This window comes from Pseudomonas sp. FDAARGOS_380 (assembly GCF_002591235.1).
GTDB lineage: Bacteria > Pseudomonadota > Gammaproteobacteria > Pseudomonadales > Pseudomonadaceae > Aquipseudomonas > Aquipseudomonas salmasensis.
In genome coordinates this window covers 5,268,223-5,284,783 of the sequence record NZ_CP023969.1, presented here as the reverse complement: position 1 = coordinate 5,284,783, position 16,561 = coordinate 5,268,223, and the positions used below count along the sequence as shown (strand labels likewise).

General features: G+C 58.6%; 17 protein-coding genes. 6 read left to right on the top strand and 11 right to left on the bottom strand.

Annotated elements, in window-relative coordinates:
• Positions 1-6: 6 nt before the first annotated feature.
• From CRN80_RS24760 to CRN80_RS24725, 8 genes are all read right to left on the bottom strand, one after another.
• Positions 7-945 carry a carbohydrate kinase gene (locus CRN80_RS24760; protein ID WP_098951666.1) on the bottom strand — a complete coding sequence of 313 codons (939 nt, stop codon included), beginning with the start codon at positions 943-945 and terminating at the stop codon, positions 7-9.
• Positions 946-957: 12 nt separating this feature from the next.
• Complete coding sequence (xylB, locus tag CRN80_RS24755; RefSeq protein ID WP_098951664.1) at positions 958-2,439, bottom strand: xylulokinase; 1,482 nt, start codon at positions 2,437-2,439, stop codon at positions 958-960.
• A gap of 136 nt (positions 2,440-2,575) precedes the next feature.
• A complete protein-coding gene (locus CRN80_RS24750; RefSeq protein ID WP_098951662.1) occupies positions 2,576-4,057 on the bottom strand; it encodes a mannitol dehydrogenase family protein in 1,482 nt (493 codons plus the stop codon).
• 18 nt (positions 4,058-4,075) lie between these two features.
• Complete coding sequence (locus tag CRN80_RS24745) at positions 4,076-5,179, bottom strand: ABC transporter ATP-binding protein (RefSeq protein WP_098951660.1); 1,104 nt, start codon at positions 5,177-5,179, stop codon at positions 4,076-4,078.
• A 22-nt stretch (positions 5,180-5,201) separates the two neighbouring features.
• Positions 5,202-6,032, bottom strand: coding sequence for a carbohydrate ABC transporter permease (locus tag CRN80_RS24740; protein WP_098951659.1), 831 nt, complete (start codon positions 6,030-6,032; stop codon positions 5,202-5,204).
• A 10-nt stretch (positions 6,033-6,042) separates the two neighbouring features.
• Positions 6,043-6,933, bottom strand: a complete 891-nt coding sequence (locus CRN80_RS24735; protein ID WP_014718700.1) for a carbohydrate ABC transporter permease — start codon at positions 6,931-6,933, stop codon at positions 6,043-6,045.
• A 134-nt stretch (positions 6,934-7,067) separates the two neighbouring features.
• Positions 7,068-8,378 carry a sugar ABC transporter substrate-binding protein gene (locus CRN80_RS24730; protein ID WP_032892053.1) on the bottom strand — a complete coding sequence of 437 codons (1,311 nt, stop codon included), beginning with the start codon at positions 8,376-8,378 and terminating at the stop codon, positions 7,068-7,070.
• A 283-nt stretch (positions 8,379-8,661) separates the two neighbouring features.
• Positions 8,662-8,910: a DUF6124 family protein gene (locus CRN80_RS24725; RefSeq protein WP_098951657.1), complete on the bottom strand. Its 249-nt coding sequence runs from the start codon at positions 8,908-8,910 to the stop codon at positions 8,662-8,664.
• A 289-nt stretch (positions 8,911-9,199) separates the two neighbouring features.
• Here CRN80_RS24725 and CRN80_RS24720 point away from each other — a divergent pair, with 289 nt between their 5' ends.
• The 5 genes from CRN80_RS24720 (at position 9,200) to CRN80_RS24705 (ending at position 12,857) form a co-directional block, all read left to right on the top strand.
• Complete coding sequence (locus tag CRN80_RS24720; RefSeq protein WP_169918601.1) at positions 9,200-9,580, top strand: PAAR domain-containing protein; 381 nt, start codon at positions 9,200-9,202, stop codon at positions 9,578-9,580.
• A complete protein-coding gene (locus CRN80_RS24715) occupies positions 9,577-11,040 on the top strand; it encodes an S-type pyocin domain-containing protein (protein ID WP_098951655.1) in 1,464 nt (487 codons plus the stop codon). Before CRN80_RS24720 ends, CRN80_RS24715 begins: the two co-directional genes overlap by 4 nt.
• Positions 11,040-11,519 carry a DUF6392 family protein gene (locus tag CRN80_RS30995; protein ID WP_138183574.1) on the top strand — a complete coding sequence of 160 codons (480 nt, stop codon included), beginning with the start codon at positions 11,040-11,042 and terminating at the stop codon, positions 11,517-11,519. Before CRN80_RS24715 ends, CRN80_RS30995 begins: the two co-directional genes overlap by 1 nt.
• 237 nt (positions 11,520-11,756) lie before the next feature.
• Positions 11,757-12,218 (top strand): DUF6392 family protein, encoded by a 462-nt coding sequence (locus CRN80_RS24710; RefSeq protein ID WP_256588553.1) that lies wholly within the window; start codon positions 11,757-11,759, stop codon positions 12,216-12,218.
• A gap of 162 nt (positions 12,219-12,380) precedes the next feature.
• Positions 12,381-12,857, top strand: coding sequence for a DUF6392 family protein (locus CRN80_RS24705; RefSeq protein ID WP_256588552.1), 477 nt, complete (start codon positions 12,381-12,383; stop codon positions 12,855-12,857).
• A 90-nt stretch (positions 12,858-12,947) separates the two neighbouring features.
• On the opposite strand, the gene CRN80_RS24700 is transcribed toward CRN80_RS24705, so the two are convergent.
• From CRN80_RS24700 to CRN80_RS24690, 3 genes are all read right to left on the bottom strand, one after another.
• On the bottom strand, positions 12,948-13,406 hold the full coding sequence (locus tag CRN80_RS24700; protein WP_032900598.1) for a hypothetical protein: 459 nt from the start codon (positions 13,404-13,406) through the stop codon (positions 12,948-12,950).
• 96 nt (positions 13,407-13,502) lie between these two features.
• Positions 13,503-14,408, bottom strand: coding sequence for an AraC family transcriptional regulator (locus CRN80_RS24695; protein WP_032892048.1), 906 nt, complete (start codon positions 14,406-14,408; stop codon positions 13,503-13,505).
• A gap of 72 nt (positions 14,409-14,480) precedes the next feature.
• On the bottom strand, positions 14,481-15,770 hold the full coding sequence (locus CRN80_RS24690; RefSeq protein ID WP_098951650.1) for a glycosyltransferase: 1,290 nt from the start codon (positions 15,768-15,770) through the stop codon (positions 14,481-14,483).
• 158 nt (positions 15,771-15,928) lie between these two features.
• Here CRN80_RS24690 and tpx point away from each other — a divergent pair, with 158 nt between their 5' ends.
• Complete coding sequence (gene tpx, locus CRN80_RS24685; protein ID WP_032892046.1) at positions 15,929-16,429, top strand: thiol peroxidase; 501 nt, start codon at positions 15,929-15,931, stop codon at positions 16,427-16,429.
• Positions 16,430-16,561 lie beyond the last annotated feature (132 nt).

The following is a 16,561-nucleotide window of genomic DNA, read 5'->3' as shown; positions in this document are numbered from 1 at the left end:
CTCGGCTCAACCCAATTGGTGACGATAGGGCAGGTCTGGGCCGGTCTTGCCGCAGGTCAGGGCGGCAGCCCGAATCGCGAAACCCAGCATGGCGTCGATCTGCTCGCGGCTCAGGTTTTGCAGCCCTTCAACTGAGTCCAACTGCTGTTCCGTCAGCCATGCAATCAACGCCGCCTGGAAGGTATCACCAGCGCCCACCGTATCGGCCATCACCACCTTGACCGCAGGTTGCGACCAGGTGCCATGCTGACGGCTGAATACCGACGCGCCGTCGCCGCCACGGGTGAGGAACACCAATTGGCAACGGTGTTGCAGCCAGCCTTGCAGCACGCTTTCTGGTGCTTGGTCGGGGTAGAGCAGGTGCAGGTCTTCGTCGCTGACCTTGATCAGGTCGGCGTGTTGCACCAGCTCTGCGACGCGAGCGCGCCACAGGTGGATATCGGGCTGCGGGTTAAGGCGCACGTTGGGGTCGAGGCTGATCAGGCGCTTGCCGCTTTCACGCTTGACCAGGTTCAGCAGCGTGTCGCCAACGGGTTGTACCACCAACGAAAACGAGCCCACGTGCAGCCCGCGAATCTCATCGCCCAGGGGCGGCAGGTGCGTCAGTTGCAATTGCCGATCGGCGCAGCCTTCGCCGCGAAAGCTGTACTGCGGCGAGCCGTTGGCACCCACGGCGACCATCGCCAAGGTGGTCGGCGCGTCGAACTCCACCAGAAAGCCTTCGCTGATGCCTTCGTCTTTCAGTACCTGCTGCAAGCGCCGTCCGAGGTAATCGGTGGACAAGCCGGCAAAGAACGCCGACTCGATCCCCAGGCGGCGCAAACCCACCGCCACGTTGAACGGCGAGCCACCGGCAATCGCCTTGTAGTTGAGCTTGGCGGCCTGCCCGCTGGCATCCTCCTCGCTGAAGAAATCAAACAGCGCTTCACCACACACCAGATACATAGTTGCTCGCTCTTAAAGGGTTGCTACGTGCTGTTGATAACGCTCATACGCCTGTTGATAGGCGCTGACATTGGCGGCCACGGGTAAGGTACGGCTGGCAGGGTCAACGCTCACGCATTTGTCGCACAGGCTGGCCAGCGATTCGCCGCTCTGGCACCACGCCGCCTGGATCGCCGCACCCAGGGCGGCGGCCTCGCTCTGTTCGGTACACACCACTTCGGTGTGCATGATATCGGCGACCATCTGCCGCCACAGCGGGCTTTTCGAGCCGCCACCGATCAGGCGGATGCTCTGGCTTTGCAGGCCGGTCTGGCGCAGCAGGTCGAGGCCATAACGCAGGCCGAAGGTGGTGCCTTCGACCACCGCGCGGCACAGGTTGGCGCGGGTCAGGTTGGTCATGGTCAGGCCCTGCAAACTGCCGGTGGCGTGGGGCAGGGCGGGCACGCGCTCGCCGTTGAGAAACGGCAGCATGCTCACCCCATCGGCGCCGATGGGCGCCTGTTCGACCAGGGCGTTGAAGGCGTCGAGGTCCAGTTCGAACAGCTCGCGGATCACCCCGGTGGCGTTGGTCAGGTTCATGGTGCAGATCAGCGGCAGCCAACCGCCGCTGGAGGAGCAGAAGGTCGCCACCGAGGCTTGGGGGCTAACGTTCGGCTGGTCGGCAAAGGCATACACGGTGCCCGATGAACCCAGGCTCATGGTGATCACGCCGGGGGCGATATTGCCGGTACCAATGGCGCCCATCATATTGTCGCCGCCGCCACTGGACACCACCGCGTTGGGGTTGATGCCCAGGCGCTCGGCGATGGCCGGCAGGATCGTGCCCACCGCTTGGTCGGCTTCGATCAGTGTCGGCAACGCGGCTTGCAGGCGGCCGCTGGGGTCGATGTGCTGGAGCAATGCCACATCCCATTCGCGGCGGCGCACGTTGAAGTAACCGGTGCCCGACGCATCGCCGTACTCGGCGCAGGCGCGGCCGGTGAGCCAGTAGTTGAGGTAGTCGTGGGGCAGCAGGATATGGGCAATGCGCGCGAAGACGTCCGGGTGCTGTTCACGGGTCCAGAGCAGCTTGGACACGGTGTAGCCCGGTGCGATGGCCACGCCCAGGCGCTCCAGGGAGCCGCGTTCGCCATCCAGATGCTGCAGCAGCCGGTCGTTCTCCGGCGTGGTTTCGGTGTCGCACCACAGCTTGGCCGGGCGCAACACTTCACCTTGTTCGTCCAGTAGCACCAAGCCATGTTGCTGGCCGGATACGCCGATGCCGAGGATATCCTGGCCATCCACGCCGGCCTGTTGCAGGGCGCGGTGGGTGGCGGCGGTGAAGGCGTCGAGCCATTCCTGGGTGTGTTGTTCACGACGGCCATTGGCGCCGCTGATCAAGCTGTGCGCGGCGGCGCCCAGGCCCAGCACCTTGCCGCTGGACGCATCGATGACGATGGCCTTGGTGCCCTGGGTGCCGCAATCGATGCCGAGGTAAAGGTTTTGCTGGGTCATGAGGTGGGTGCTCAGCATTATTATTGGGTTGGAAATACGGTCGATGTGGGAGCTGGCTTGCCTGCGATAGCGGTGGTCCAGTCAACCCTGCAGTGACTGCCGGACCGCTATCGCAGGCAAGCCAGCTCCCACATGTTTAATCCGGTTTGTTCAGGAGGTTTTGCAGCGTGGCCGTGACGCCCTTGTCACGCAGGCTTGCATAGCAACGCTCGAACGCTGCCACAAACGCCGTCGACTTGGGAATAGCCGTGCCAAAAATCTCTTCCACCCCCAGCAACCGCTGGCTGATCAGCGTGTCATCGCTCACCAGGTCCTGGCAGAACGCTGCCCGCGGGTCCGGGATGCTGTAGCTCACGCCACTTTCATCCACGCCTTTCAAGTACAGCGCCCAGGCCGCCACCACCAGGGCGGCACGCTCAGTCTCGCGGCCGTCGGCAATCAGGCGGTTGATGGTCGGCACGGTGAACTTGGGAAACTTCGATGAACCGTCGGAGCACACGCGCTCCAACTGGTCGGCAATTGCCTGGTTGGAAAAGCGCTCCACCAGGGTTTGCTTGTATTCGGTCAGGTCGATACCGGGCACCGGTGCCAGGTTCGGCGTGACGTCCAGGTCCATGTAGGCGCGCATATACGCCACGAACACGGGGTCGTTCATGGTCTCGTGAACGAACCGGTAGCCCTTGAGGAACCCCAGGTACGTGAGAGCCAGGTGGCTGCCGTTGAGCAGGCCGATCTTCATTTCTTCGTAAGGCGTGACGTCATCGGTGAACTGCACGCCGACCTTTTCCCAGGCCGGGCGACCGTTGACGAATTTGTCTTCCAGCACCCACTGCACAAACGGTTCGCACACCACCGGCCAGGCATCGTCGATGCCGTGCTGGTCGTGCAGTTGCAGGCGGTGGGCGGTGCTGGTCATTGGCGTGATGCGGTCGACCATGGCATTCGGGAAGCTCACGTTGGCCTCAATCCAGTCATGCAGCCCGGCGTCGTGCAGGGCGGCGAAGGCCAGCAGGGCCTTGCGGGTGACGGCGCCGTTGTGGGGCAGGTTATCGCAGGACATCACCGTAAAGGCCGGCGTGCCGGCGGCGCGGCGCTGGGTGAGGGCGGCGCAGATAAAGCCGAACACGGTTTTCGGCGCTCTCGGGTGCGCCAGGTCATGCTGGATCTGCGGCAGGTGGGCCATGAACTCGCCGTTGCTGTCATCGATGCAGTAGCCGCCTTCGGTGATGGTCAGCGAGACGATGCGGATCTGCGGGCTGGCGAGCTTATCGATCAGCGCCTGGGCGCCGTCTTCGGCCAGCAGCATGTCGCTGATCGAGCCGATCACGCGCACTTGCGTGTCGTCGGTGTCGCCCAGTTCATACAGGGTGAACAGGTAATCCTGGCCGGCCAGGTCGTCGCGGGCCTTGCGGTCTTCACTGCGCAGGCCGACGCCGCAGATGCCCCAGTCCAGGCCTTCGCCGGTGTTCATCAGGGCATCGGTGTAAAACGCCTGGTGCGCACGGTGGAAACCGCCGACGCCAATGTGCGCGATGCCCTGGCGGGTATCGGCAAGCGCGTAGGTCGGTACCTGCACTTCGGGCGCCAGTTGGGTGAGGTTGGCTTTATTCAATTTCATCGGGAAATACTCGCGAAATCAGGCGGCAGCGCGCAGTGGGCGGGCCACGGCGACGCCATCGGTGTCGAACAGATGGCAATGCGCCGGGTCCAAGTGCAGCTGCAGCGTCTCGCCGTACTGGCTGGCCATGTCGCCACGGATGCGCATGGTCAACGGTTCACCGTTGCGGGTGATGACGTGGCAGAAGGTGTCGCTGCCCAAGCGCTCGCCGACGTCGGCGGTGACGGTCAGGGTGGTTTGCCCTGGTGTGGCGATTTCCAGATGTTCCGGGCGAATGCCCAGGGTCACCGCGCTGCCCACGCTCAGGGTGGCGCCGCTCAACGGCAGGCTGATCAGGGTGCCGGCGTCCAGTTGCACCTCGCAGCCTTGGCCGTCGACGCGGGTGACCTGGCCCTTGAGGAAGCCCATCTTCGGCGTGCCGAGAAAGCCCGCCACGAACAGGTTGGCCGGCTGGTGGTACAGCTCCAGCGGCGAGCCGACCTGTTCGATGCGCCCGCTGTTGAGCACCACCACCTTGTCGGCCAGGGTCATGGCTTCGACCTGGTCGTGGGTTACGTAGATCATGGTCGCTTGCAGTTCTTTATGCAGGCGCGCCAGTTCCAGGCGCATCTGCACACGCAGCGCCGCGTCGAGGTTGGACAGCGGTTCGTCGAACAGGAAGATCTTCGGGTTGCGCACAATCGCCCGGCCAATCGCCACGCGCTGGCGCTGGCCACCCGAGAGCTGCTTGGGCTTGCGCTCCAGCAAAGGCCCCAGCTCAAGGATGCGCGCCGCTTCGCTGACTTTGCTCTCGACCAGTTTCTTGTCGACGCCGGCCAGGTCCAGGGCAAACGACATGTTCTTGCGCACGCTCATATGCGGGTACAGCGCGTAGGTCTGGAACACCATGGCCAGGTCACGCTTGGCCGGGGTGACTTCGGTGATGTCGCGGCCATCGAGTTCGATGGTGCCGTCGCTGACTTCTTCCAGGCCGGCGATCAGGCGCAGCAGGGTGGATTTGCCACAACCTGACGGGCCGACAAATACCACAAATTCCTTGTCGTTCACTTCCAGGTCAATGCCCTTGATGATGGAAAAGCCTTCGAAGCCTTTTTGCAGATTCTTGATTTTCAGGTTGGCCATGATGGGCCTCCTTTTCGAATTATTATTTGACGGCGCCAAAGGACAAACCGCGTACCAACTGCTTCTGGCTGATCCAGCCAAAGATCAGGATCGGCGCGCAGGCCAGGGTCGAGACGGCGGATAACTTGGCCCAGAACAAACCTTCGGGGCTGGAGTAAGAGGCGATCAAGGCGGTCAACGGCGCGGCGCTGGAGGAGGTCAAGTTCAGCGACCAGAACGCCTCGTTCCAGCACAGGATCAACGACAGCAACACCGTGGACGCCAGGCCACCCTTGGCGATGGGCAGCAGCACGCGGACCATTTCCTGCCACAGGGTGGCGCCGTCCAGGCGGGCGGCTTCGAGGATGTCTTTGGGGATGTCCTTGAAGTAGGTGTACACCATCCACACCACAATCGGCAGGTTGATCAGGGTGTAGATGATGATCAGCGCAATGCGCGTGTCCAACAGGCCAAAGCTCTTGGCCAGCAGGTAGATCGGCATCAGCACGCCCACCGGCGGCAGCATTTTGGTGGACAACATCCACAGCAGCGTGCCCTTGGTACGTTGGGTTTCGTAGAACGCCATGGAGTAGGCGGCCGGCACCGAAATCAGCAGGCACAGGGCGGTGGCGCTGAAGGAAATCACCACCGAGTTCCAGGCGTAGGCGAAGTAGTTGCTGCGCTCGTTGATGTGCAGGTAGTTCTCCAGCGTCGGCGTGAAGATGAACTGCGGCGGGGTGGCGAACGCGTCGATTTCAGTTTTGAAACTGGTCAGTACCATCCAGAAGATCGGGAAGAAAATCAGGATCGCGATGACCCAGGCCAACGTGCCGAGCAACAGGCTTTGCAGGCGGCGGGATTGTTGAAGCGTCATGGCGCGGCCCTCAAGGCTTGTCAGTCAGGTTTTTGCCGATCATCCGCACCAGGATGATCGCCGCGATATTGGCGATGACCACGGCAATCAAGCCGCCGGCCGAGGCCATGCCCACGTCGAACTGCACCAGCGCCTGGTTGTAGATCAGGTAGGCGAGGTTGGTGGAGGCGTAGCCGGGGCCACCGTTGGTGGTGGTGAAGATTTCGGCGAACACCGAGAGCAGGAAGATGGTTTCGATCATCACCACCACGGCAATCGGGCGGGCCAGGTGGGGCAGGGTCAGGTGCCAGAAGATCGCAATGGCGCCGGCACCGTCCAGGCGCGCGGCTTCTTTTTGCTCCTGGTCCAGGGACTGCATGGCGGTCATCAGCAGCAGGATCGCGAAGGGCAGCCATTGCCACGACACAATGATGATGATCGACAGCAGCGGGTAATGCGCCAGCCAGTCCACCGGCTCGGCGCCGAAGAACTTCCACACCGCGGCGAGAATCCCCGACACCGGGTGAAAAATCAGGTTCTTCCAGATCAGCGCACCGACGGTGGGCATGATGAAGAACGGCGAAATCAGCATCACCCTCACGATGCCGCGCCCCAGGAACTCACTGGCCTCCAGCAGCGCACTGATCAACACGCCGAACACCACGCTGATCAGCAACACGCTGCCCACCAGCAACAGGGTATTGGTGGCGCCGGGCAGGAAGCCCGAATCGGTGATGAAGTAGCTGAAGTTCTCCAGCCCCACGAATTGGTTTTCGCCGGGGTAGAGCAGGTTGTAGCGGATCAGCGAAAAGTACAGGGTCATGCCCAACGGCACGATCATCCACAGCAGCAGCAAGGCCACCGAGGGGCTGACGAGAAACCAGCCGGGGTTGGCCAGGCGGTTTTTGGTGGGAGTATTCATGATAATCAAGGCCAGATAGAGACAGGTGCGCAAAAGCCCTGTAGGAGCGAGCTTGCTCGCGAAAAAGGTACATCCGACACCGCGATGCGCTTGGAATACCTTCGCGAGCAAGCTCGCTCCTACAGGTTATGGGGTTACTTGGGATAACCAGCCCGCTTCATTTCCCGCTCGGTGGTGTTCTGCGCGGCGGTCAATGCAGCATCGACGGTTTGCTGACCGGTCAACGCCCCCGAGAAGAACTTGCCCACCTGGGTACCAATCGCCTGGAACTCAGGAATGGTCACCAACTGGATACCGATATACGGCACCGGTTTCTCGGTTGGCTTGGTCGGGTCGGCCACTTTCAGCGATTCCAGCGTCACCTTGGCGAACGGCGCGGCCTTCATGTACTCGTCGCTGTAGGTGGATTGGCGCGTACCGGGCGGCACGTTGGCGATGCCATCGGTCTTGGCCACGAGCTGGCCGTATTCTTTGGAGGTGGCCCAACTGGTGAACACCTTGGCGGCGTCCTTGGCCTTGGAACTGGTGGGGATCGCCAGGCTCCAGGAGTACAGCCACGAGGTGCCCTTATCGGTTTTCTCATGGGGCGCGAAGGTAAAGCCCACATGGTCTGCAACCTTACTCTGGCTCTTGTCGGTCACAAACGAGCCGGCCACGCTGGCATCCACCCAGATCGCGCACTTGCCGCTGTTGAACAGCGCCAGGTTTTCATTGAAGCCGTTGCTGGAGGCACCCGGCGGGCCGGATTTCTTCATGTTGTCGACGTAGAAGTTCAGCGCGTTCTTCCACTCGGGGCCGTTGAATTCTGGCTGCCACTTCTCATCGAACCAGCGCGCGCCGAAGCCGTTGGCCAGGGTGGTGATCAGCGCCATGTTCTCACCCCAACCGGCTTTGCCGCGCAGGCACAGGCCGTATTGCTCTTTGGATTTGTCGGTGAGTTTGGCGGCGAATTCGCCGATCTGGCTCCAGGTCGGGTGCTCGGGCATGCTCAGCCCGGCGTCCTTGAACAGGTCGGTGCGGTAATAGGTGATCGAGCTTTCGGCGTAGAACGGCAGGGCGTACAACGAGCCCTTGACTGACAAGCCGTCACGCACTGAAGGGAACACATCGTCGAGGTCGTAGGACGCCGGCAAGTCTTTCATCGGCTCCAACCACCCCTTGGCGCCCCAGAGTGCGGCTTCGTACATGCCGATGGTCAACACATCGAACTGCCCGCCCTGGGTGGCGATGTCGGTGGTCAGGCGTTGGCGCAGCACGTTTTCTTCGAGCACCACCCAGTTCAACTTGATCTCCGGGTGCTCGGCCTCGAAGGTTTTCGAGAGCTTCTGCATGCGGATCATGTCGCTGTTATTGACGGTGGCAATGGTCAGGGTTTGCGCGCCAAGGCTGACGGCGCTGAGGGTCATGCAGGTACAGGCAAGCAATGCTTTTGCTGTGAACTTCATCGCGCACTCCATTTCCGCGCCCAGAGGGCTACAGAAGGACGGTTATTGTTGTTGTGTCTTCCTACAAGGAGTCAGGAAGAGTGTGCGTTGATTACAGCCTTCAAAAGCGGCGGTGACAAATCCTTGGGAGCACGCTTACTGATACTTTTTTGCACTCGTCGACCACCTGATCGTTCCCACGCTCCGCGTGGTAACGCCGCTAGGGACGCTCTGCGTCCCCGGGTGACGCAGAGCGTCACGGTATGCATGCCCACGCGGAGCGCGGGAACGATCAGCGCAGTGTTTAACGCTCGATATCAGCCAATACGCGTTCAGCCAACAGCCTGGATACCTCAATCAACTGTGCAATACCCAGCGCACCTTCTCGTCGCGAGCCGTCGAGTTCAAAGGCGAAATCGCAGGTGAGGGCGTGGGCTGAGGCGAGGGATTCGCTGAGGTTGACCAGCAGGTCTTGGGTGCAGATGCCGTCTTTAACGGTGAATAGCACGCTGGGTGCTGGATCGATTGGGGGATTTGAGGTGGGTTTGATCATGGTCAAGCTCCGCAGATGTATTAAAGAATCCGGAGAAATACAGGCCGCGACGCCCGACCGCTGAGTGTGCAGCGGTGTACGGAGACTAGAGATCGAGTGTCCTAGGGGCAACCTCAAAGCCTTGTAAGACGTTTCTGTTTTTCCCAATACCTAGCCGAACGGACAGTTGTTCGGCTTTGCGCCTGCCAGCACCATCTTTCTTGCGCCATTTGCGCGCCATCCCCTTTGCATAAGTCAGTGCCACGACTGTGTGTGGGCCCTCCTGTGCGGATAATAAAAAGGACGAAACATGAAAGACACCGCTACTGAAAGCCAACCATCAACTCGCCCAATCAAAGCCATCTACGACTACGCGACGCTCGGCTCGAGAACACGTATGGGCGGAGAAATTATCACTGCAAGCACCAGCCTCGAGATCCATGACTTGCGCATCGCGTGCGTCGGCGACCGAGTGCGCTACCCCGATGGCAAAGAGAGCGAAATTGTCTCGGGAGCAGGTTTCGCAGCCACCTACAAAGGTCTGCCCATCGCCATTGTCGGCAGCGCTACCGACAACGGCGACACCGTGACGAGCAGCCTGCAAAACCTGGCTCAGGTGGTGGAGTACGCGGACGGCGAGGGTATTCCTGGTCTTCTAAAGGCTGGTTATCGCGTGGAGAGTCAGATGTGAGGCGCTACAACATCACCACCGGTTCAACCACCACGGCGGGTGGCAAAGTAATCAGCGGTTGTGAGGGCACCAGCTTCAACGGCGAAATGATCTCGAGGGAGGGTGACCGAGTCGCTTGTCCGGCTTGCGGCACTGAAGGCTTCATCGCGCTTACCGGCCCTCATTTGCACGAAGAGTGGAACGGCAAGCAAGCGGCGCTGGAGGGTGATCTGTGCATCTGCAAATGCGATCCGCCGCCGGAGTTGATTGCCAATCAGAGTTCCAAATCTCAGGAGTTCGGTCCCCAACCTCAACGTGTCACCCCGATTGTAATGAGGCCGACTGCATCCGCCTCTCCCTCTGCGAATTATGCCGCGCCCGCTGCGTCGAATCGTGTCGCTGATGCCTGCGTTTTCGCCAAATCCTGTGTTTCGGTGCCAGCCGGCTCTACGGCCGCGGGCACCGCCCCGGAAAATGCCAAAAACTTCGGCACCACGGCCCTTATGGCCTCAACCGGTACCACGTGCGCCGTCGGCAGGGTAGCCGGCACACTCGGCAGCGACCTTGGTGCCTGGGCTGTACGAGGCTTGGCCGGCGCCAGTTCCGCCCTCAACCTCGTGCTGCTGGCATTCTGGCCACGGGATATCGGTGATTCAACGCTGTACACCCCGGAGCAGTTGGAGGGGATGCGTTTGGCCAGCACGCGAGTGCGTTTCCAGTTTCGCCAGGATGAGTCCGGTGAACTGCGTGTTTATGGCATACATACCAATCCTGGCAGTGGCGCTGACCGTGTGCCGGTTGCACAAGCCCGGTGGAATGTGGACAAAAGCGCGATGGTGGCGGTGCTGGATGGCATCAGCATCACATGGACGCCGAACCGCGGCCCGGTTGTCAGCGTGCCGAGCCCGTATCCCGGAACACCGGAACGCTTGGATAACGTGTTTGTTCATCCGATTGCGGTGGGGCAAGATTCGGCGATCAGTCACTATCCAGGGCGGGATGCAGAAAACATCACCTGGCAGGATACGATCATTTCGTTTCCGGCTGATTCGGGTGTGCCGCCGTTGTATTTGGTGTTTGCCAAGCCGGCGGTCAGGCCGTTGGAGGTCGACATCTATGGGGCTTTCAGTGGCCGATCAAGGCGCGGTTTGCATGTGGATCATATGCCTTCGCAGGCGGCGATCAGGCGATATCTGAAAAACGTATCCACAGCGTTTATGGATTACGAAATCAACGAGTTGCTCATGCGAGTAGCCAGCATTGCTATTCCTGCTCATATCCATCAAAAATATAGCGAGACGTACGGAGGGCGTAACAATAAAGTTAAGCAACACTTTGACGCCGCTGATCTTCGGGCGGCTGTAGACAGTAATTTCGACGTGATTAGACCTTACATGATTGAGGAAGGCTTTACTCAAAAAAAATTGGAAGAGGCTCGCGCCAAAATGCATAAGATCAATCAAGAACAAGGGTGGTACTAATGGATGCCTTGACGATCAAACGCTTGCTGGCCGGGCTTGGATCTACTCATGCAAACCTTCTAGCGGAGGGTGTGATTACGAGCAAGCCTCTGGCACCTTCATTAGAGGGTCACGATAATGAATATTTGATCCAAAAGCCAGAGTCTGGTGTTGAACTTTGGTTTAGAGCGGAAAATAGAGTCCTCACTGAGGTTCTTTTTTCTTTAATTAACATGGCTGGTGGTATTCCCTCTTATACCGGTGAGTTACCTTCGCCTCTTACAATTAAAATGAGTCGAATCGACGTCCATAGATTGTTTGGGGCGCCTTTCGAGTCGAAGGAGCCGGTTAAAATTTTAAAATATCGGGGGTACGGTGGTAGCGACATCTACCGCATGGACGGTTTTGGTTATCCCGGTGTTCACCTCGGATTTCAATATCGTAATGACGATATGGTGTGTAGCATGGGATTCTGTTTGAGAAGTACACACCATAATTGAAATTGCTCTGAAAGTTAAATTCGACTAATAAATAGTAACGTTCCCACGCTCAGCGCGTGGGAATGATCACGTCAAGCTAGACTCTGCTCAGTTAACCGCTGCTCCGCTAACTGTCGATAGCAGGAAGATTTTATGCCCGTGGATGCAATTAATCCCGGATGAGAGGGGCGCATGGTTTAATATTTAGGCTGCTCGCCGACAATTACATGACATCAACCAAATTCAGAGATGGTACTGATGGATGCGCCAGCGATTAAGTTGTGGGTAGAGAGTTTAGGACTTGTTTTCACCGAACTTGTAGCAAGTGGGAAGATTCCCAATCAACCGCTGGTGAAGCCATTTGAGGACAGCGATTGGCCGACCATGCGTCCAGTAGAGGGAGTGGAGTTGCTCTTCAATGACAGGACCAAGTCCCTGAAGCAGATTCTGATCACACTCATCCCGACGGTCGGGCAACCGGTTTATGCTGGAGGGCTACCCGCTCCATTTTCCCTGATGATTAATCAGCAAAGTGTGCGTAGTGCTTTGGGAGAACCTATTGATTCGAGAGGTCGTGCCAGGCTTCCAGGGGGGCTGGGTATACGGGGAGGGTGGGATGCATATAAGTTGTCCAACGAATGGCATCCGAATGCGAAAGTTATAATTGGTTATCTTGAAAGCTATGCTGTAAACAATATCAGTTTCTCGGTGATAAATTAGGAGCGTATTGCCTCAAGCATGGAGCAGGTGAACTGCCAATATGATCGCCAGTGGCAATTAGCTGTTTGCTCCAGCAAGCCTCCCATGATTTTACGTGTGGCCAAGAACAGAATTCGCTCTTTCTCAGATAGACGATAACAATCAAAAATAAGGATGGAATTGATGGGTGTCGTGAAAATTGAGCGTTGGATCAAACATCTAGGATGGTTCTATGAGGATTTAATTTTCCATGGAATTATTCCAGGCCTGCCACTCACTGAGCTCTACAGTGGGCGTGATTGGTTATCGCTGAAAAAGCCAGCTGACGGCCTGGAGTTAAGTTTCTGGGCTGAGACGAGGAGGTTCGAGCGACTCTTCATCACCCTGCGCTCTACTGTTGAAGGTACGACAGAGTACAAGGGTGAGCTTCCCAAGCCTTTTGCGTTATTAGCATCCAAGTCAGAGGTGCGAGCAGCTTTCGGTATGCCCATGGAATCACAAGGCCTGACGAAGCTGCCTTTGGATACCGTATTGGGTGGCTTTGATACTTATTCGCTGGATCAGATTAACTTCCCAAATCTGAAAGTGTCCTTTCAGTACACATCCACAATGCAGATTAAAACGTTGGTTTTTTCGTTAATCAACCGAGGTCATCCTTAGTACAGCAGCAAAATTTATCTTTAACGTAGAAAAGCGTGGAATACTGAAAAAGGGCACGCATTTATTTAAGCCGAAATAAATGCGCCCCCTTTATGCCTTATGACTGTTGAACAAGCGGAAAAAACGTCCAAGTATACGGCGCCACGGACTGACCGGCCCTATCACATTGATCGTATCGATCACCATGATCCGGTTGGATTTGAAATTAAGGCGCACTGAAACTTCGCCGGTCACTGTGGACCGGAGGTAGAACCGGTAAAGGGCAGGCTTTCCAGGCGTTATATTATGCAGTTCTTCCGAGCCTCCCGGATGAGTGGCAATGAGTGTTTCGCCCGTTTGCTCGCCACGTAGCCGAATGGTCAACTGAATGTCTTCAAGTCCGGTCAATGCCCGGCCCCAATCTCTGGCTACCGCTCTGGAGAACCAGCGGTATTGATTGTCGTAATCGTCCTCATATATCTCGCCCTCACCGGTCCAGCTCCAAGTGTCCCCTGGGATATCGAAACGTGTGGATTCGTTGATAGCAAAAACAGTCGTCGACTTTTTCATGGCGAATTCCGCTCGGATGCCAGAACCCCAGCATGGCTAACCTCTTGGCTGTACGACACTGTCAGAATCGACAGTTCTGACCAGTGGATGCCTCGCTTAAGCCAGATTTTGCTCAGTCAACCGCTGCACCGCCAACCGCCGATAGTGAGACGGCGTCATCCCCTTAAGCTGCTGAAACCGCCGATTGAAGTTGGAAATATTATTGAACCCCGACTCAAAGCACACATCCGTCACCGCCTTGTCCCCATCGGCCAGCAATTCACAGGACTTGCTGATGCGCAGCCGATTGACGAATTCAATAAAAGTGCGCCCGGTGGCCTGCTTGAATACGCGGGAAAAATACGTCGGCTTCATCCCCAGGTACTCCGCCACTTCTTCCAGCGGCAACTCTCGGGCGTAGTGGGCAAAGATGTAGTCCACCGCGCGGTTGGTGCGGTCGATGCTGTGTTCGTCGGCTTGCTGTGGCGTGGTCACGCCGGACAGCAACTGGTAGTCCTCACAGGCGCTCAACACTTCCAGCAAGATAAAGAAGTGCCCCAGGCGTGCCATGCCTTGGGCGTCTTCGATGCGTTGCATCAGGTTCATGGCGTGGGCGATGGTTTTTTTGCAGCGAAATTCGATGCCGTATTGCGCACGTTCAAGCAGCGGCGCCAGGCTTTTGAGTTCGGTGAAGATGTGGCTGCCATGTTCGAACAATTCATCGGTGAAGTTCACCAGCATGTCGCGCTTGGGCACGACTTCGTCTTCTTCCACCTGGCTGATCCAGTTATGGGGCAGGTTGGGGCCGGTGAGGAACAGGCTTTCGGGGTAGAAGTTGCCGATGTAGTCGCCGATAAACACCTTGCCGGAGCTGGCGACGATCAGGTGCAGCTCGTATTCCTTGTGGAAATGCCAGCGCACCAGGGGGCAGGGGAAGCCGTGCTGGCGATAGATGATGGACAGGCCGTTGTGGTCGTCCATCAGCTCGTAGGAAGGGTCGGTGATGCGCGTTGCTCGGGTCATGCTGCCGTCGCTTTATTGTGGTTGCTGCGTAGGATAATGCCCCGTCGCGCGCGACCTCGCCAGCGCCAGTGTTTATAGGGTGCGGTTTTTGGCCTCGATCCACTGGGACATGTACTGGGTACTTTTATGCGCGTGGTGGCGCAGCATGCTGCCGGTGAAGTTGTCCCGGCGATGGGCGGCAAGGTTGCTGCGGCAACGTTCCAGGCATTTCACCAAGGCGGGCCCGTGCACGTCCTGGTCATAGCGTCGGGCCAGGAGTTGGCGCCCATGCTCCTGGGCTTGAGTCCAGCGCTCGCGGTCATGGTAAAGGGCCACGGCAGCGGCGGCCAGGGCCGGGGCGTCCTCTGCGATCACGCCGGGCCAGGGTTGGTCATCGCCCATGGCCTCGGCGCCGATGGGGGTGGTGACATTCGGCGTGCCGCACAGCATGGCGTCCACCAACTTGCCCTTGATGCCGGCGCCAAAGCGCAGCGGTGCCAGGCAGATACGCGCGGCGGTCATGACTTGCAGCGCATCTTCGGCCCAGTTCATCACATGAAAACCCTGCGCCGGGTTGTGCAGGGCGGTGGCCTTGGGCGGGGTATAGGCGCCGTAGATATGCAACTGCGCGCCCGGCAGTTGTTGGCGAATCAGCGGCCACAGGCTGTGCTTCATCCACAGCACCGCATCCCAGTTGGGCGCGTGGCGGAAGTTGCCGATGCTGAGGAAATGCGCACGGTCTTCAAAGGGCGCAAACGCGGCGCAGGGCGGTTGCAGCATCAACGGGCACCAGTGGAGCAGGGCGGCCGGCACCTGGAACTGTTCGGTGAGCAGGCGGATCTCCACGTCGGAGATCATCAGGCTGATGTCACAGCGGTAGATGGCGGCGATTTCGCGTTTGGCCAAGTCGGTATCGGCCATGCGCTGGAACTCGTCCTCCAATGCCGGGGCGAACAGGGCGCTGAAGTCGTCGCTGTCGGGGTTGGCTTTCACCTGCGCCTTGAAACGCTGGTGACGGGCGTCGCGCAGGCTTTGCAGGTCGGAGGTCTCCAGCACCCGCAGGGCGTCGGGGCAGCATTGTTCCACGCGCCAGCCGAATTGCTCCTCCATCATGAAACGGTCGAACAGCACAATGTCCGGGGCCAGTTCGCGGACAAAGTCATCGAAACTGCTGTTATTCAGTTCGATAGCGCGTTCGGCGATCCCGAGTGCGGGCAAGTCGGCCTTGTGTTCGCCGATGGTGGCGGGGCTGCTGAAGGTAATGTCCCAACCTTGCGTAAGAAAGCTCTCAAGGATTTGCATCATATGCCCGCCCGCAGCCGAGGAACGGGGCTCGGGCCAGACGTAGCCAATGACCAGGACTTTGGTGGCGGGCTGATTCATCGACGAAGGTTTCCTTGAAGGGCAGGCGCAAAGCGCGCAATTAAACCACAACCTCAGGACATGACAATTTGTGTCTGGCGGTAGGTAGCTTCGGCACTTTGTGGTTAACTTCCGCCTCTCGAATTCGTTTAACCAAACCCAGCATAAGGATTCTGTTCATGGCTCAAGTCACTCTTAAAGGCAACCCGGTCCAGGTTGAAGGCGATTTGCCGAAAGTCGGCGCAAAAGCCGCAGACTTCACCCTGACCGCCGGCGATCTGTCCAACGCCACCCTGGCTACCTTTGCCGGCAAGCGCAAAGTGCTGAACATCTTCCCAAGCGTTGACACCCCAACCTGTGCCACTTCGGTGCGCAAGTTTAACGCCCAGGCCAACGACGTGGCCAACACCGTGGTGCTGTGCATCTCCACCGACCTGCCATTCGCCCAGGCACGTTTCTGCGGCTCCGAAGGCCTGGAAAACGTGAAGAACCTGTCGGACTTCCGTGATTCGGACTTCGCTGTTGATTACGGTGTGGCCATTGCCGACGGCCCGCTCAAAGGCCTGACCGCACGCGCTGTCGTGGTGCTGGACGAAAACGACAACGTGCTGCACAGCGAGTTGGTCAAGGAAATCGCTGAAGAGCCAAACTACGACGCCGCCCTGGCTGTGTTGAAGTAACTGTTTCTACGTATGACTGTCGTTTGGCAGTAACACGTATGATGCATGATTGCGGCCTGGCCTAGTCCAGGCCGTTTTTATTTGAGCGTCAGCGGCTTAGCGAAATAGCCGGTGGACTAAGATCAAAAGTTA

Bases quoted from the DNA above. Each gene is read 5' to 3' on its own strand.
- CRN80_RS24735 (WP_014718700.1), bottom strand. From the start codon at position 6,933: ATGAATACTCCCACCAAAAACCGCCTGGCCAACCCCGGCTGGTTTCTC.
- CRN80_RS24690 (WP_098951650.1), bottom strand. From the start codon at position 15,770: ATGAATCAGCCCGCCACCAAAGTCCTGGTCATTGGCTACGTCTGGCCC.
- CRN80_RS24720 (WP_169918601.1), top strand. From the start codon at position 9,200: ATGAAAGACACCGCTACTGAAAGCCAACCATCAACTCGCCCAATCAAA.
- xylB (WP_098951664.1), bottom strand. From the start codon at position 2,439: ATGACCCAGCAAAACCTTTACCTCGGCATCGATTGCGGCACCCAGGGC.
- CRN80_RS24710 (WP_256588553.1), top strand. From the start codon at position 11,757: ATGGATGCGCCAGCGATTAAGTTGTGGGTAGAGAGTTTAGGACTTGTT.
- CRN80_RS24760 (WP_098951666.1), bottom strand. From the start codon at position 945: ATGTATCTGGTGTGTGGTGAAGCGCTGTTTGATTTCTTCAGCGAGGAG.
- CRN80_RS24725 (WP_098951657.1), bottom strand. From the start codon at position 8,910: ATGATCAAACCCACCTCAAATCCCCCAATCGATCCAGCACCCAGCGTG.
- CRN80_RS24740 (WP_098951659.1), bottom strand. From the start codon at position 6,032: ATGACGCTTCAACAATCCCGCCGCCTGCAAAGCCTGTTGCTCGGCACG.
- CRN80_RS24745 (WP_098951660.1), bottom strand. From the start codon at position 5,179: ATGGCCAACCTGAAAATCAAGAATCTGCAAAAAGGCTTCGAAGGCTTT.
- CRN80_RS24705 (WP_256588552.1), top strand. From the start codon at position 12,381: ATGGGTGTCGTGAAAATTGAGCGTTGGATCAAACATCTAGGATGGTTC.
- CRN80_RS24730 (WP_032892053.1), bottom strand. From the start codon at position 8,378: ATGAAGTTCACAGCAAAAGCATTGCTTGCCTGTACCTGCATGACCCTC.
- CRN80_RS24695 (WP_032892048.1), bottom strand. From the start codon at position 14,408: ATGACCCGAGCAACGCGCATCACCGACCCTTCCTACGAGCTGATGGAC.
- CRN80_RS24750 (WP_098951662.1), bottom strand. From the start codon at position 4,057: ATGAAATTGAATAAAGCCAACCTCACCCAACTGGCGCCCGAAGTGCAG.
- CRN80_RS30995 (WP_138183574.1), top strand. From the start codon at position 11,040: ATGGATGCCTTGACGATCAAACGCTTGCTGGCCGGGCTTGGATCTACT.
- tpx (WP_032892046.1), top strand. From the start codon at position 15,929: ATGGCTCAAGTCACTCTTAAAGGCAACCCGGTCCAGGTTGAAGGCGAT.
- CRN80_RS24700 (WP_032900598.1), bottom strand. From the start codon at position 13,406: ATGAAAAAGTCGACGACTGTTTTTGCTATCAACGAATCCACACGTTTC.